This is a genomic window from Microcystis sp. M061S2 (assembly GCF_020245605.1).
Lineage (GTDB): Bacteria > Cyanobacteriota > Cyanobacteriia > Cyanobacteriales > Microcystaceae > Microcystis.
This window is the reverse complement of the sequence record NZ_JADBUP010000071.1, coordinates 38,563-53,987: the sequence shown is the minus strand read 5'-3', so window position 1 is coordinate 53,987 and position 15,425 is coordinate 38,563. Positions and strand designations below refer to the sequence as shown.

Genomic DNA, 15,425 nt, shown 5'->3' with positions numbered 1-15,425 from the left:
TTAGGGTCACTTCAGTTATCAGTTATCAGTTATCAGTTATCAGTCATAATTCATAATTCATAATTCATAATTCCTTTTTACCTTTGACTTCCTGCCAAGTGTTACCGACTCCCTGTAAAACCCCGCGAACTACTAAACCAATACCGCGACCGATAACTTGGATAAGAATATAGACTACTCCCTTACCCACCACCCGAAAAAAAGCGCGTAAACGAGGAGATAAAGAGTCTCTTAATTCTAAGGCGATCGAAACTAACCAGGGTATGCCTGTTAAACTATTTAATTCTTCCTGTCGGGGGGAATAAATGGCTAGAGATTTGATTTGTCCCTCGCTATAGTGAAATAATTGATATTGACTTTCAAAGATATCTTTAGGTTCTTGCCAATATTGTTGCCGTCGGTATTTCCAAGATAATTCATTGCGGATTTTAGCTAATTTTCTGGCGATGAGAAATTCTGACCGGTAAAGTTTTTGTTTGATTCTTTCCGATTCCGAGAAGTTATTGAGAATAATTACTGTCACTGCATTGGCAAGATTATGAATGAGATTTTGCAGGAGAATTTCGGCTCTGGCGATAGTTTCAGGAGCATTAGCTCGGTATCCTACTCCGTCAATAGTTAAACTATTTTCGTACACTAAATAGGAAAATAAGTCAAGAGTAAAAGGAATTTTATTGAGGATTTCTGTTTGAATTGCCTCTCTTTCTTCCAGAATAATTTCGTTAAGTCTGCTTTTACTAATTTCGTCAGAAACCGAGGCATTAATTTCTAAAAATTTACGCGTAACTTTCTCCCAGATATCGTAAATAATCAAATTTAAGCGACTGGTTAATTCCCCACTGCTAACCTGTAAATATCTCATTTCATCGACATTTTTACGAATTTCATCGAGAACTAAATACAATAATTCTCGTTGCCGATTATCCTGTAAAACATCAATTTCAAAACTAATCTTTGTTCTATTAATTAAAGGCGATCGAATAACTGCTAAAGTGGACTCAAAAACCGCCGAAACACAGAGGGGACGCTCGCGGCTTAAAATTGGTAATTCCCGATCGATATTGTTAATTATTATCGGAGGTGTCGCTGAAGCTGAATTGTAAGAGCTACCTTCCAGGGGAATTAGTTTTCTCACTAGCCATAGGGCCGCTAAAAGTTCTCGTTTTCTCCCCTGCCAATAAAAGCGATCAAAGCCAGATAAAGACTGTTGATTGAGATGGAGATCAATTAAATGTAATTCACTTTCGATGCGATTTAATCCCGTTCTTCCGGCAGTGATTAACCAATGGCTAGGGGCTAAACTTGAACGAGTAGCAATGGTGAGAGCAGAAGGGGCAACATCCGGGGATTCATCTCGGGAAATTTGCCCTAAAATAGTGATAAATTGCTCTAGGTTTGTGCCTTTGGGAATATAACCAGCGATGCCTAATTCTCTGGCGATTAGTTGCTGTCGGGAATCGAGAGGAAAGGTTAATAAAACAATTTTACTTTCGGGATAGCGAGAGTGGAGAATTTCACAGTAAGACCAATCAAAGAGAGGATCGATAATAATAATTTCGGGGGCTGGATTAAGAGTCAAGGCGAAAATTGTTTCTAAATCCCCTTCGGTGACGATACTAATATTTTCTATCCGCGACAAGGCCTGCACCAGACCCAAGCGGAAAATCGGGTCATTATCGATGATAATTAAGGTGAGAGGGCGATCGATCACAAGAGTTGCAGCCTGTCAACGGATACTATTCACAGGGTCAATTATACAGTGATCCCGCTCATTTGTTTTGTTTATAGCCATAGAAATCGATGCGATAATCAGTAATTTTTACCCCCGTCGATGCCTCGACCTGTTTAATTAATTCCGGGGGAAGTTCGATATGCACATCGATGATTTGTTGACTGTCTAGACAGTTGACGTGACTGTGAGAATCGCTGATGTTACCGTAGAGTCTGCCGTCCCAGCGTTCCACAGATTCGATAATTCCTTGACCCGATAGGGCCTCTAGGTTTTGGTACACTGAGGTATGACCGATGTTCTTTCCTTGCAGATTGAGACGATCATAAATTTCTCTCGCTGATAGGTGTTCCTGCGCTTGCCACAGCAATTCTAAAATATAGCGACGCTGACGACTAACCCGCATTCCTAAAGTTTGACACCTTTCGATCGCATCTTCTAAACACCGGATCGGTTTTTGTTTTACCTCCAAATTGTCCATAGTTGTATCCGTTGACCTCCGCCCTAATACATAGTCATTACCAGTTTAGCTTAGTCTTTCGATCGATGTCCACATTGCCCCAGTTTTTAGCCCCTCTTCAAACTGAGATAAAAAATCAGCAGCGCCAGATTCGAGTAGATTTGCGGGCGAATGAGTGAAACCAACCACTCCAGACACAAAGGACACAAAGATCGATCGCTACTATATAAGTTACACCGATCACACAAAGAATAAGAGAACCAACCATTTACTTATCTATATAGATAGGATTGAATATTTTCATAAAAAATCCTCTTGAAAAATATTTTGATCAACCTTAACTTTAAGGGGTACATTAATTTATTTCCAGGGCTATGGCCACCAAATCGCCAAAATTATTCGAGTCATTGCGGTCATAGACCGCAATGACTGTCACTACTGTTGGACTCACCCTAGCCGCTGCTTCTGGTGCTAGTGCCGCAACAGTGTCCGGTTTCCAAACTCCCTACGCTCCCATTAACTGGACATTTACCAATAGTAATGCCGACGGGTCGGTTAATACCGGCGGCGCTCCCGCGTCCATTAGCCTGACTGGGGGGGACAATGGTTCTATGATTTCTGGAACCACAAACTACACCACCACTGCGGCTGCGGCTGGGACGGTGACGTTTAATTGGAACTATTCGACTAATGATAGTGATGGGCCTTTTTCCGATCCCTTCGGATATCTGCTCAACGGCAGCTTCACCCAAGTAACTAATGATGGGGGAGGTGTTGTCCAAAACGGGACATCGACGTTTAACGTCCTAGCTGGCGACAGCTTTGGTTTCCGTATTTTCACTAGAGACAACACCCTCGGACGGGCTAGTGTGACGATTTCTAACTTTTCTGCCCCTGCCCCTGTTCCTGTCTCTGTTCCCGAACCCTCAACTGTGCTGAGTTTGCTGGTACTAGGAGGCTTAGGCGCTGGACTGAAGTACCTTAAGCGGAATTGATATTCCAAAAAACAGGGGACTAGGAGTTGACCTCTCCTCCTAGTTCCCAACTTGATTAGCTGTTGACTGTCTGCGAGTGCCAGAGTTTGGAGCGGGGAGAGTTGCACAATTCTGGCTTTAAGTCAATAGCCTTTACAAAACTTCAAAAATTGCAACATAAAAAAATTTCATCACTGGCGGCTTTTTTTGGGCAAGAGAATCGATATAGTCCCCTGATTGCCTTGGTTTTCCGTTGATTTAACGTTTAATGCTTAAACTAAGCCCACAGCATACCACGATCATACCATATTAATAAATGTAGGCAACCCAGATTTACAGCCAAATTTTGGCAAATTCTGGGAAAATCAAAATGTTGTAACTTGCTTGTTACACTTGACTAATCGCCCCAAATATTTAAATATTTTAATTATTTACCTTAAATTTATAATTTTTACTTATTCTTGAAGGCTGATTAACTAGGGTTGGGAAAAAAAGCTTGTAAGCTCTATTTAAAGTCAGTCGAGTCGCTTAGTATCGGGAGACAGATGTGACTTGTATAGCTTCCCAGTTTTTGAGATTTGAAGACTTTTTAGAAGCATTTTGAAAGTGTCTTAGCCGATGGATTAAATATGAATTATCAGCCATAGAAATCTTCATCAAGAATCTGTTCTAAGGAAAAAGGGCAGTCTAAGGGATATGCTTCCTCTGGAGGAATCGCAATTCCAAAGTCAGCCAATTTACTTTCCTTGATGGCAATTTTGCGACCTTTAGGATAGGTTTTATCGATGGCGATTGCTACATGAGATTTCAAAGAAGGGGTGTTTTCTAGTAAGGCGATAACTCGTTCCCTGTGTTCGACAATGGAGCTATACCAGCTAGATTTCATGCTTTCAGGGGCGGAGGATTGTACTTTTAATTTCAGTAAATGAGCCAGCAAAATCATTAAATTTCCTTCCAAGGCATTTTTATCTGATTTACCCAATTCTTTTAACTCCTCAACCAAATGAGATACATCTAATGCCTGAAAATCTCCTTGTTCTAACTGACCTATTGTTGTTATCAGCCATAATTGAAAATCTTGTTCATAGAGTTCTGATTTAGTTATCATGATGGCTTCGATAATAGTTAATATAGATTGAATTATACTCTATTTTGCAGATTTCGGATGTTGCAATCGGTAAATGTTAAGTTTTACTACAGGATTTAACATCTGCGCCTATGCCCTATTCCCTTATCCTTAGGATAAGCGGTTAAAATACATCTTAGCTTAAGGACTAGAGAATATTATGAGACTAGAAAGAGAAGATTTTGATTGGGCGGTACAACAAAACATAATTACTGCCAGCCAAGCTGAAAATTTATGGACGGCTTTTTTGTCCCGTTATCCCCAGGAAGATGAAGTTAATCGCCCTCGCTTTAATTTCGCTAATGTGGCCTATTATTTTGGGGCATTAATTGTTATCTCCGCCCTAGGGTGGTTTATGAACGAAGCTTGGGAGAGTTTCGGCGGTGCAGGACTATTTTTTATCGCCCTGTTTTATGCAATTTGTTTTATTTTCACCGGTAAAAATCTCTATTTTCAGCAAAATCTCAAAATCCCCGGCGGCCTTTTATTTACCATGGCAGTGGCAATGACTCCCTTAGCAATCTATGGTTTACAACGCTGGACAGGATACTGGCAAGCCGGATATCCTGGCATCTATCGAGATTTCCATACATGGATTAAAGGCAGTTGGTTTTTAATGGAATTAGGCACGATTATCGCGGGATTAATAACTTTGCGATTTGTTAAATTTCCTTTTTTAACTGCACCCATTGCCTTTAGTCTGTGGTATATGTCAATGGACTTAACCCCTTTACTATTTGGAGAGAACGAATATACATGGAAAGTACGACTGTGGGTATCCTTTTGGTTTGGAATTGCCTGTTTAATAACTGCCTATTTAATTGATGTACGTCAGCGTCGCAGTCGGGGAGATTTTGCTTTTTGGCTATACCTATTCGGATTAATTATGTTTTGGTTTAGTCTATCTCTCCTCATCGATGATAATGAAGCGCAACGATTTTTGTACTGTCTAATTAACTTGGGATTGATGTTATTATCCGTCCTGCTAAAAAGAAGATTATTTGTGGTTTTCGGAGGGATCGGAGTATTTGGCTATCTTTCCTATCTCTCCTATCGTCTCTTTGCCGATTCAATTTTTTTTCCCTTTGCCCTAACCGTCCTAGGACTTGGTATTATCTATATGGGAGTTTTATATCAGCGTCATTACCCAACCCTAGCTAGATTTATTGAAAGTTATATCCCTCTCGAATGGCGCAATTTATTACCCAAAGATCGATAATTAGGAGAAATGGGGATATGGGGAAATGGGGAGATTCAACTAAAAAACCCCAAAACCCCAACACCCCAACACCCCAACACCCGACACCATCTTTTTTACTTTTATGAAAATACTTATTGTTGACGATGAAAAAGAATTAACCGAACCCTTAGAACAAATTCTTGCTCAAGAAGGCTATGAAGTTGATATTGCTGATAATGGTCGGACGGGTTTAGAATTGGCACAAGAGAATAATTATGACCTCTTAATTCTCGATTGGATGTTACCCCAGCAATCCGGATTACAAATCTGTCAATATTTACGCAATCAAGGGGACACCACTCCCGTTTTGTTTCTAACCGCTAAGGATACCATAGATGATCGAGTGGCGGGATTAGATGCCGGCGCTGATGATTATTTAGTCAAACCCTTTCAACTGCGAGAATTATTAGCGAGAGTCCGCGCTTTATTGCGTCGTTCTCCCAATTTTGAAGCTAGTAATAGCAGTAAACTAAAATCTGCTGATTTAGAACTCGATAGCGAAAATCAAGTGGCCTATCGTCACGGTCGCACGATCAGTTTATCAGCAAAAGAAGTACAATTGTTGACTTTATTTATGACCCATCCTGGTCAACTTCTCACCCATGAACAAATTTATCAGCATCTCTGGTCAGAAGGAGAGCAACCTAATAGTAATGTGGTTCCTGCCCTGATGCGTTTGCTGCGTCGTAAAATCGAAGCGGCCGGAGAAACACCTCTAATTAATACTGTCTATGGGAAGGGCTACCGTTTCGGGGAAAATTAGGGAATGCTGAAAGATAATGAGAATAAGTAACTGGTTATAATTAAATTAAAAATGGATTTTAGGTTCGATCCCCCCTGCCCCCCTTGATAAGGGGGGTGTCTAATAATTTTTAACGCCTACCTACTTATATGTTATCCTGCCTACAAATTGAAAATTTTACCCTCATCGATCGCTTAGAATTAACTTTCGGCAGCGGATTAAATGTACTGACCGGTGAGACGGGGGCAGGAAAATCAATTATATTAGATGCGATCGATATTGTTCTCGGTGGTAAAGTCAATCATCGCGTCATCCGTCAGGGAAGCCAACAATCAACCCTAGAAGCGACTTTTTCTCTCACCCCAGAATTAATTGCTTGGCTAGAAAGTCAGGAAATTGACCTATTAGAGGATAATAGTCTGACCATCAGCCGGGAATTAGTGATTACTAATAATTCCTTGCGTTCTCGCTCTCGGATTAACGGAGTCGTCGCTAATCGCCAACAAATGGCGCAAATAAGAGATTTTTTGGTAGAAATCACCGCTCAAGGTCAAACAGTTCAGTTAATGGACGCTAATCGACAGAGGGAATTATTAGATCTCTACGGGGGTGAATCGCTGCTGCAGCAGCGGGAAAAGGTAGCCACAGCCTACCTTAACTGGCAAGAAAGCAAGAATATTTTCAATAATAGATTGCAATCGGAACAAAATCGCCTACAGAGATTAGATTTATTAGAATATCAACTAAAAGAACTAGAATCAGCTAATTTAACTGACGCTGACGAGTTGGAACAGTTAGAACAGGAAAGAAACCGACTCTCCCACGGTGTCGATTTACAAAATTCCAGTTATCAAGTCTATCAACTACTCTACCAAAACGATCGCGATCAACCGGCCGTCGCTGATTTGTTAGGAAAAGCTGAAAATATCTTGACAAATATGATGGTTTATGATAACAGTTTAGAGCCAATTTTAGAGATGGTGCGATCGGCATTAAATCAGGTGGTGGAAGCGGGACAGGAAATCAACGTTTATGGGGATAGTCTAGAGGCAGATCCCGAGAGATTGAACGAGATAGAAGAGAGAATCGTCCAACTTAAGCGCATTTGTCGCAAGTATGGCCCAAGTTTAGCCGAAGCACTCGATTATTATCAGAAATTACAGCAGGAATTAGCGGAGTTGACGGGAGAAGGACAATCGATTGAGGAATTAGAAAAAATTTGTCAGCAACAGGAAAACATCTATCGAGAAACTAGCACCCAGTTAACCTTTTTGCGACAAGAAACCGCTAGTCAACTAGAAAAACAATTGGTACAGGAATTAAAACCTTTAGCCATGGAAAAGGTGATTTTTGTCTGTCGGATTGCCCCGGGTAATCCTAGCAGTCTGGGAGTCGATCAAGTGGTATTTTATTTTAGTCCCAATCCGGGGGAAAAAATCCAACCTTTATCCAGTACCGCTTCCGGAGGAGAAATGAGTCGTTTTCTCCTAGCGTTAAAGTCCTGTTTTTCCCAATCCCAATCGGCAGCGGCAACCCTAATTTTTGACGAAATTGACGCGGGAGTATCGGGAAAAGTTGCCCAGGCAATTGCCGATAAATTAGATCAATTAGGTCAACAATATCAAGTTTTGTGCGTTACCCATCAACCCTTAGTGGCTGCTTTAGCTGATCACCATTTTCGGGTTTATAAACAAATGATTGCCGAAGATAATCCCACTAATCTCTCGGAAATTCGCACGGTTGTCCGGGTTACTTCTCTCGATAATCGTCAGACGAGAAGGGAAGAATTGGCACAATTAACCGGGGGAAATTCGGCAGCGGATGCTCTCGCTTTTGCCGAGTCTTTATTGGAGAAAGCGGCTGCCAAAAAACAGTAAGATTTAACCTTGAAATTGACTGATTAACCAACGTCCCACCTGACTTTGATCTCTGGTGCGTGCCTGTTGTAAAGCTGACTCTAAAACCGCAAGTTTTAAATTAGGTAAAACCTTTGATATATCAATTCTTTTGCTACCTCGATCGATTATTTCAAAGGCGAATATTTGAGGATCATCTACCTTAACACTCCAGTATTCACTAACCCCTAATTCTTCATAGAGTAAGCGTTTATTACCTAAGTCATCATTAAGGGTAGATTTTGAGATTTCAATGACTAAATCTGGTGGGGGATACTGATTCAAATCAATAATCGAAGTACCGTAGGGAATCAGATTAGCTTTGTCTGCAAAATAATAAGATATATCCGGTTGGACTTCTCGATAACCAGACTTGCGAAAACTGCAATTATCTTTGGCACTAAAGGCCAGATTGTTTAGGGTAGCATAGAGACTAACAGCGAAGATCAAAATAGCATGATCGCTGGCATGATCGTTACCAATAGGAGTCATTTCTAATCGATAATAGCCATTGTAATAATAACTTTTTCCTTGATTTTCTGGGAAGTTTTTAATTGCTTCTAAGTATTCTTCCCAACTAGCTTTAATCCATAAATCTGTCGAGATAATAGTTTCTAGCTGTTGCATAATCTTAGCCTCGATTTTATGGAGTTAACCTTGAAATTGAGTGATTAACCAACGTCCCACCTGACTTTGATCTCTGGTGCGTGCCTGTTGTAAAGCTGACTCTAAAACCGCAAGTTTTAAATTAGGTAAAACCTTTGATATATCAATTCTTTTACTACCTCGATCGATTATTTCAAAGGCGAATATTTGAGGATCATCTACCTTAACACTCCAGTATTCACTAACCCCTAATTCTTCATAGAGTAAGCGTTTATTGCCTAGGTCATCATTAAGGTTAGATTTTGAGATTTCAATGACTAAATCTGGTGGGGGATACTGATTTAAATCAATAATCGAAGTCCCATTTGGTATCAGATTCGCTTTCTCTCCTAGATAGTAAGATATATCTGGCTGCACTTCTCTAATTCCTCTTTTACGATAAGAACAAGTGGGGAGTCCTTGAAAAGGAATTTCTTTGAGGATAGCGTAGAGACTCACCCCCAAAAAGACAACGTGATGATCTCTAGCGTGTTCAAATCCAATAGGAGTCATTTCTAATCGATAATAGCCATTGTAATAATAACTTTTGCCTTGATTTTCTGGGAAGTTGTTAATCGCTGCTAGGTATTCTTCCCAACTACCTTTAATCCATGAGTCAGTTATCCCCCTAGTTTCTAACTGTTTCATAGTTATCCTATCCCGCTTTGAACTTTTTCTGTAATTATAGCAATTATCGACAAAATCAGAACCAAGTAACCGAGCAAGTATAATGATAGAATAGGTTAATCGAGGAAAAATTAGCCCAATTATGACCACAACTTATGATTATATAATTATCGGTGGTGGTATCACCGGTTCTGCCTTAAGCTATGAACTAGCCAATCTAGGCAGTCGAGTCCTCTTATTAGAAAAAGAAACCCATCCCCTCAACGCCACTTTCTACAGTTACGGGGGTTTAGCCTATTGGTCGGCCACCACAGAAATCCAGAGAAAATTATATCAAGAAGGTCGAGAAATTCAGCGCAATTTATCGCAGGAATTGGGCATAGATAACGAATACCGGGACATAGAGTTAATTCTCACCGTTAACCCCGAAGATGATCCAGCCACTGTGGCCGAAAAATTTGCTATCTTTGCTATTACCCCCGAAATTCTCGATCCGCAAGCAGCGATCGCTTTAGAACCCCTATTAAATCCCGCTGCTATCTCCGGAGCTTTACGACTGCCCCACGGTCACATCAACGCCGAAAAAACTAATCTTGCCTATCAACAAGCTTTTCTGCGTCTGGGAGGCACGATTATTCGGGAAGCTGTCATCAAATTAATTGAAACTGCATCGAGAATTACCGGCGTAAAAACTCCTAAAAATAATTATTCTGCTGGGGAAACTATCGTCTGTGCGGGGGGATTAACCCGGTCTTTACTGCAAAAATCCGGTATTGCTGCTCCCGTCTATTTTACCCATGCCCAGGTGATCAAAATTCCCCCCACTGAGATCAAATTAAACACCCTAGTTATGCCCGCAATTCCTGCCAGATTGCTATTAGAGCAAAAAATCACCCAACTAGAAAAGCAGGGCATTTGGCAGAGAGAAACCCCAGAAATAATTGCCAGTGTTTTAGAAACGGGAGCGGTACAATTCCGGGATCAAAGTCTTTATCTAGGGCAAATTAGCGCCATTATCACCGATCCAGGCGCGATTTTAAACCCTCTGGCGGGGGAAAAAGCAATACGCGCCGCCGTGGGGACATTGCTGCCCTCTTTAGCCTCTCTCCCCGGCAGCTGTCATCATTGCCTAGTGGCCTTTGCCCCCTCGGGACGGCCCCTAGTGGGAGCGATCGCAGATAAAGTGGGATTGCAGGTATTTTCTGGTTTTACCAGTACACTCGTATCGGCTCCGCCCCTGGCCCGACGTTTTGCGCGTCATCTGCTCGGGGAAAATGACGAGATAATTACGAGAGAAATTAACCGATAGTTGCAATTAATCCTAATCGACTTTTTCCAACTGCCAAAGAATTTGGTTTCCCTCGCGTCTGACCCGGGAGATTACCCAATTTCGCCACGGCCAATGGTCGCCGCGACTGGTAACGGCACCTGGATTAATATCCATTAAATCGGCCACTTCGGCGCTGGTAATCAAATAACCGCGATTGGCCACTTCATCGGCAATGCGTAGGGTTTCGATGAGATTTCTTAGCTGGTCAACTCTTTCTCCCCGGGGTAATTGGATTTCATCGCCAGCGCTATTAGGTGGTTCATTCATAGTTAGGGTCTGGTCAAAGTTTATTAACAATTAAAAATTGTCGGTTGAGGCAAACAATCAAGCTTTCCTCTCGTTATTCTATCGATTCTATCAATAATAGTTGTCATCAAAACAGTCCTATCTCCTCGAATCTTACCGTCATATCTTTACTAAAACCCTAAAAACCTCTTGACAAAAAACACAAAGTATAGTAACGAAATTCAGGGAACGGGGAAAGTGGTTAGCGGTAACTGATAACTGATCACTGATAACTGCTATAAAATTGGACTAGCCTTTTTCCCCAGAAAAAAAATTCCCCCTCCATGACCTTAATCCTCTACAACACCCTCAGTCGTCGCGAAGAACCCTTTACCCCCCTCATCCCCGGCATGGTCTCCATGTATTGCTGCGGCATTACCGTCTATGATTATTGCCATTTGGGTCATGCGCGTACCTGTGTGGTTTGGGATGTGGTGCGGCGTTATTTAGAGTATCTCGGTTATAAAGTGCGCTATATTCAGAATTTCACCGATATTGACGATAAAATTCTCAATCGGGCTAAAAATGAACATACCACCATGGCGGCCGTGGCCGAGAGATTTATCGAGGCCTACTTTGAGGATATGGCAAAATTAGGAGTCAGACCGGCGGACGCTTATCCCCGGGCCACTCATACCCTCGACGGTATCAAGCGCCTAGTCTATGAATTAGAACAAAAAGGCTATGCTTACCCCAGCGATGGCGATGTTTACTACTCCGTCCGTCGTTTTTCTGATTATGGCAAACTATCAGGGCGAAAACTGGATGATTTGCAAGCTGGGGCCAGCGGCCGGGTAGAAACCGACGACCCGGAAGCAATTAAAAAACAAGACCCCTTTGATTTTGCCCTCTGGAAAGGGGCAAAACCGGGGGAACCTAGTTGGGATTCTCCCTGGGGCCAAGGTCGTCCGGGGTGGCATATTGAATGTTCGGCCATGGTCAAAGAACAATTGGGAGAAACTATCGATATTCATGTGGGGGGAAGTGATCTAATTTTTCCCCACCACGAAAACGAAATTGCCCAAAGTGAAGCGGCTACGGGTAAACCTCTGGCCCACTATTGGTTACATAATGGCATGGTTAAGGTGGCTGGGGAAAAAATGTCGAAATCCCTCGGTAATTTCATCACTATTCGCGAGTTATTGGCAAAATATGACCCCTTAGCCGTGAGATTATTAATTTTAGGCGCCCAATACCGCAAACCGATCGATTTTTCCGATGAGGGATTGCAGGCGGCCACTAATGGCTGGCATACTTTACAAGAGGGTTTATCCTTTGGTTATAAGCATCTTCCGCCAGATAATCCCGCAATTACTGACCAAGAGCTAGAAAATCGCTTTCAAGAGGCGGTAAATCACGATTTTAACTTTGCCGGTGGTTTAGCGGTGTTATTTGAAATCGCTAAGGAATTACGCAAGGAGGGTAATAATTTAACCCATGCGGGTAAGACAGACAGCAATCTGGCCCAATTAGCGGTAAAATGGCATACTTTGGTGAAATTGTCTAGGGTTTTGGGCTTAGAAATGGCCGCTGACCAGGGAGAAACCCCTGTTTCTGAAGGAATTAGTGCAGCGGATATCGAAAATCTCATCCAACAACGGACAGAGGCGAAAAAAGAGAAAAATTACGCCGAAAGCGATCGCATTCGTGCAGAATTAAAAGCCCAAGGCATTACTTTAATCGATCAACCCGGGGGAGTGACTAAATGGTTAAGAGAGGGAGACTAGAAATTCTTTAACCACTTCCTCCACCCTGCGATCGCGTCCATCCACCTGATAGTTTAATTTCTGCATAGCTGTGGAGGTAATTTTGCCGGTGAGTTTGGCTAAAACCTGTCGCAATTGTGGATATTTTTGCAAACTATCCAGGTTAAAAATCGGTACCGCTTCGTAGGGAGGAAAATAGCGTTGATCATCTTCTAGGATGACTAAATCTAGCACGGGAATTAAGCCATCGGTGGAATTTCCCGCCACTAAATCCACCTGTTTTTCGGCTAAAGCGCGGTACATTAACCCTAAATCCATCACTTTCGGGGGTCCGGCAAAAGTTAGACCATAGGTCTTCGCTAATCCCTTGTAACCGTCTTCCCTTTCCAAAAATTCATAACCAAAACCCGCTTGCCAATTGGGGGTATATTTAGCCACTTGCGAGAGAGTTTTCAGATTGTATTGACTGGCGGTTTCTCCCCGGATAACAATGGCGAAAGTATTCTCGAATCCTAAACTGGGAAAGACTTCTAGATTAAATTTTTCTGGATAAATCTCTTGCAGCTTTTCAAAGACTAATCGGGCATCGTTAAGGGGTTTTTCCTGCAAAATTCCCGTGAAAGCCGTGCCAGAATACTCCACATAACCATCGATTTTACCCGCTTTCACCGCTTCATGACAGATCAGAGTACCACCGAGATTAAATTGACGTTCAACCCGTAAATTCGTCTCTTTTTCGATTTCCTGTGCCAAAATTTCCCCTAAAATCACCTGTTCGGTAAAATTTTTGGAACCGATCACCACGGTGCCGGGGGATGAATGGAAAATTTGAGTCAAGAGGAAAGATAGCAAGGCCAACCCGATTAAACCTAAGCCCCATTGCCATTTAGAGGGCTTTTTCGGACGTTGCGAAGGGGAAAAGGTCTTTTCTAGCCGACCGAGACTCCAATCGGCAACAAGGGCTAAAAAAGCGGCAGGAATTGCCCCCGCCAAAATTAACTGATTGTTGACCGTGGCAATACCGCGAAAAATAAACACTCCCAAACCACCGCCACCGATGGCAGCTGCGATCGTAGCCACACCGATAGCAATCACCGTGGCAATTCTCACTCCTGCCAAAATTGTCGCCCTGGCCAGGGGTAATTCGATATAGCGCAGGATTTGACCGTCGGTCATGCCTAGGGATAACCCGGCTAATTTTAATTCGGGATCAACTTTTTTGATGCCCAGATAGGTATTTAAAACAATTGGCAGTAAAGTATAGAGAGTTAGGGCAACAATAGCGGGAATTTTGCCGATTCCTCCCAAAAAAGGCACGGAAATTAAAAAACCAAATAGGGCTAAACTGGGGATAGTCTGTAGGGTGTTAACGATCGCTATAATTGGTGGGGCGAGAATAGCTTGACGACTAATTAAAATACCTAGAGGAATCCCGATTAAGCTACCCATAGCCATGGCTATTCCCGTCAAGAAAAGATGCTCTCCAGTGCGAAAAGCGATTTCCCCCGCATAATCTAGCCAAAAACTATCCATAAACTTCTCTTAAAGCGGCTGCTTCATCCTATTGTGTAGAATAAATGGGATCTATTAGTTCCAGTCTTTATTTAAAGATTCTATCACCATCTTGACATTATTTCCTCGCTAAAGACAAATGACTAACAAATTTAATCCTCGGGCTAAAACTGTTGCCGATTGGGCCTATATCGGTATTGATAAACATTTTCATAAAGTTCTTAAACACGAAGCTGGGGTTTTACTCGATCAGGATACGGAAGAATTACATCAAATTCGTGTGGGAATGCGCCGTCTTCGCAGTACCTTAACCGGTTTTGCCCCCGCTTTAACCATGCCGAAATCTGCCGACCAAAAACGGGTGGGTAATCTGGGCAGAATTTTAGGAGAATTGCGGGATTTAGATGTGTTAAAATCGGCTTTTGTCGGCCATTATCAGCCAATTTTACCCCCGAAAGAACAGGATTTACTGAAGAAAGTTTTACAAGTTCTCGAAGGCCAAAGAAAGAAGGCTTTTACTAAGGTAGAAAAACTCTTAAAGTCCGATAAATTTCTCAATTTTAAGGCAGATTTTGCCAGTTGGTTGGATAATCCCACCTATCAACCGATTGGAAAATTAGATATTGCCACAGTTTTACCAGACTTATTATTACCGCAAGCGAGTCGCTTTTTACTCCATGAAGGCTGGTTAGTTGGGGTAAATTTAGAGGACTATAAAAGATTACGAGAGTTTTCTAGTCAAGAAATTGATGACTTATTGGAAAAAGAAGGATTATTACTGCACGATCTCCGTAAAGAAGCCAAGCGTTCCCGCTATAATATGGAGTTATTCCCTCAGTTTTATGGCGACAAATATCGAGAGTATCTAGAAGATATTAAAAACCTTCAAAGTATTCTCGGAGAAATGCAGGATTGTTGTGTTCTCTCGGCTTTTCTTAGCCAAATTTTCCCTAATTGTCTTGCCAAGGAAATGCCCACCTTACTAGAAATTTTCCGAAATATCCGTCACCAAAAATGGCAAGAATGGCAACCGCTACAAAAGAAATTCCTTGACGCTGACACCAGAAAAAGTCTGCACGAGACAATTTTACAGCCTATTTTTCGACCAAATAGTGTAGAATTAGAAGCTAATCCAGAATCCTGAGATTAGGAAC

At 42.0% G+C, this 15,425-nt stretch carries 14 protein-coding genes; 7 read left to right on the top strand and 7 right to left on the bottom strand.

Going from position 1 to position 15,425, the window contains the following annotated elements; all coding sequences use genetic code 11:
* Positions 1-64 precede the first annotated feature (64 nt).
* Complete coding sequence (locus IM475_RS12245) at positions 65-1,711, bottom strand: DUF3685 domain-containing protein (RefSeq protein WP_287727729.1); 1,647 nt, start codon at positions 1,709-1,711, stop codon at positions 65-67.
* 58 nt (positions 1,712-1,769) lie between these two features.
* Entirely contained in the window at positions 1,770-2,210 is a 441-nt protein-coding gene (locus IM475_RS12240) for a Fur family transcriptional regulator (protein ID WP_002798934.1), read from the bottom strand.
* 404 nt (positions 2,211-2,614) lie between these two features.
* Here IM475_RS12240 and IM475_RS12235 point away from each other — a divergent pair, with 404 nt between their 5' ends.
* Positions 2,615-3,184, top strand: a complete 570-nt coding sequence (locus tag IM475_RS12235; protein ID WP_046661903.1) for a PEP-CTERM sorting domain-containing protein — start codon at positions 2,615-2,617, stop codon at positions 3,182-3,184.
* A gap of 616 nt (positions 3,185-3,800) precedes the next feature.
* On the opposite strand, the gene IM475_RS12230 is transcribed toward IM475_RS12235, so the two are convergent.
* On the bottom strand, positions 3,801-4,271 hold the full coding sequence (locus tag IM475_RS12230; protein WP_002776837.1) for a DUF29 domain-containing protein: 471 nt from the start codon (positions 4,269-4,271) through the stop codon (positions 3,801-3,803).
* Positions 4,272-4,449: 178 nt separating this feature from the next.
* On the opposite strand from IM475_RS12230, the gene IM475_RS12225 reads away from it, so the two are divergent.
* From IM475_RS12225 to recN, 3 genes are all read left to right on the top strand, one after another.
* Entirely contained in the window at positions 4,450-5,508 is a 1,059-nt protein-coding gene (locus IM475_RS12225) for a DUF2157 domain-containing protein (protein ID WP_287727728.1), read from the top strand.
* A 103-nt stretch (positions 5,509-5,611) separates the two neighbouring features.
* Positions 5,612-6,292: a two-component system response regulator RppA gene (gene rppA / locus IM475_RS12220; RefSeq protein ID WP_012265866.1), complete on the top strand. Its 681-nt coding sequence runs from the start codon at positions 5,612-5,614 to the stop codon at positions 6,290-6,292.
* Between the two features lie 128 nt (positions 6,293-6,420).
* Positions 6,421-8,148: a DNA repair protein RecN gene (gene recN / locus IM475_RS12215; RefSeq protein WP_287727727.1), complete on the top strand. Its 1,728-nt coding sequence runs from the start codon at positions 6,421-6,423 to the stop codon at positions 8,146-8,148.
* A 3-nt stretch (positions 8,149-8,151) separates the two neighbouring features.
* Here recN and IM475_RS12210 read toward each other — a convergent pair whose 3' ends face one another.
* Positions 8,152-8,793 carry a Uma2 family endonuclease gene (locus IM475_RS12210; protein ID WP_287656972.1) on the bottom strand — a complete coding sequence of 214 codons (642 nt, stop codon included), beginning with the start codon at positions 8,791-8,793 and terminating at the stop codon, positions 8,152-8,154.
* 24 nt (positions 8,794-8,817) lie between these two features.
* Complete coding sequence (locus tag IM475_RS12205) at positions 8,818-9,459, bottom strand: Uma2 family endonuclease (RefSeq protein ID WP_287727726.1); 642 nt, start codon at positions 9,457-9,459, stop codon at positions 8,818-8,820.
* 121 nt (positions 9,460-9,580) lie between these two features.
* On the opposite strand from IM475_RS12205, the gene IM475_RS12200 reads away from it, so the two are divergent.
* Positions 9,581-10,747, top strand: a complete 1,167-nt coding sequence (locus IM475_RS12200; RefSeq protein ID WP_287727725.1) for an NAD(P)/FAD-dependent oxidoreductase — start codon at positions 9,581-9,583, stop codon at positions 10,745-10,747.
* A 12-nt stretch (positions 10,748-10,759) separates the two neighbouring features.
* Here IM475_RS12200 and IM475_RS12195 read toward each other — a convergent pair whose 3' ends face one another.
* Positions 10,760-11,035 (bottom strand): hypothetical protein, encoded by a 276-nt coding sequence (locus tag IM475_RS12195; RefSeq protein ID WP_002768833.1) that lies wholly within the window; start codon positions 11,033-11,035, stop codon positions 10,760-10,762.
* A 302-nt stretch (positions 11,036-11,337) separates the two neighbouring features.
* On the opposite strand from IM475_RS12195, the gene cysS reads away from it, so the two are divergent.
* Positions 11,338-12,780, top strand: a complete 1,443-nt coding sequence (gene cysS, locus IM475_RS12190; RefSeq protein WP_287727724.1) for a cysteine--tRNA ligase — start codon at positions 11,338-11,340, stop codon at positions 12,778-12,780.
* Here cysS and IM475_RS12185 read toward each other — a convergent pair.
* Positions 12,763-14,292 (bottom strand): glycine betaine ABC transporter substrate-binding protein, encoded by a 1,530-nt coding sequence (locus IM475_RS12185; protein WP_287727723.1) that lies wholly within the window; start codon positions 14,290-14,292, stop codon positions 12,763-12,765. The genes cysS and IM475_RS12185 overlap by 18 nt on opposite strands.
* A gap of 118 nt (positions 14,293-14,410) precedes the next feature.
* Here IM475_RS12185 and IM475_RS12180 point away from each other — a divergent pair, with 118 nt between their 5' ends.
* Positions 14,411-15,415, top strand: a complete 1,005-nt coding sequence (locus IM475_RS12180; RefSeq protein ID WP_287727722.1) for a CHAD domain-containing protein — start codon at positions 14,411-14,413, stop codon at positions 15,413-15,415.
* The last annotated feature ends 10 nt before the right edge of the window (positions 15,416-15,425 follow it).

Coding starts and splice junctions, on each gene's coding strand:
- cysS (WP_287727724.1), top strand. CDS start 11,338: ATGACCTTAATCCTCTACAACACCCTCAGTCGTCGCGAAGAACCCTTT.
- IM475_RS12185 (WP_287727723.1), bottom strand. CDS start 14,292: ATGGATAGTTTTTGGCTAGATTATGCGGGGGAAATCGCTTTTCGCACT.
- IM475_RS12225 (WP_287727728.1), top strand. CDS start 4,450: ATGAGACTAGAAAGAGAAGATTTTGATTGGGCGGTACAACAAAACATA.
- IM475_RS12240 (WP_002798934.1), bottom strand. CDS start 2,210: ATGGACAATTTGGAGGTAAAACAAAAACCGATCCGGTGTTTAGAAGAT.
- rppA (WP_012265866.1), top strand. CDS start 5,612: ATGAAAATACTTATTGTTGACGATGAAAAAGAATTAACCGAACCCTTA.
- IM475_RS12200 (WP_287727725.1), top strand. CDS start 9,581: ATGACCACAACTTATGATTATATAATTATCGGTGGTGGTATCACCGGT.
- IM475_RS12210 (WP_287656972.1), bottom strand. CDS start 8,793: ATGCAACAGCTAGAAACTATTATCTCGACAGATTTATGGATTAAAGCT.
- IM475_RS12205 (WP_287727726.1), bottom strand. CDS start 9,459: ATGAAACAGTTAGAAACTAGGGGGATAACTGACTCATGGATTAAAGGT.
- IM475_RS12230 (WP_002776837.1), bottom strand. CDS start 4,271: ATGATAACTAAATCAGAACTCTATGAACAAGATTTTCAATTATGGCTG.
- IM475_RS12235 (WP_046661903.1), top strand. CDS start 2,615: ATGACTGTCACTACTGTTGGACTCACCCTAGCCGCTGCTTCTGGTGCT.
- IM475_RS12180 (WP_287727722.1), top strand. CDS start 14,411: ATGACTAACAAATTTAATCCTCGGGCTAAAACTGTTGCCGATTGGGCC.
- recN (WP_287727727.1), top strand. CDS start 6,421: ATGTTATCCTGCCTACAAATTGAAAATTTTACCCTCATCGATCGCTTA.
- IM475_RS12195 (WP_002768833.1), bottom strand. CDS start 11,035: ATGAATGAACCACCTAATAGCGCTGGCGATGAAATCCAATTACCCCGG.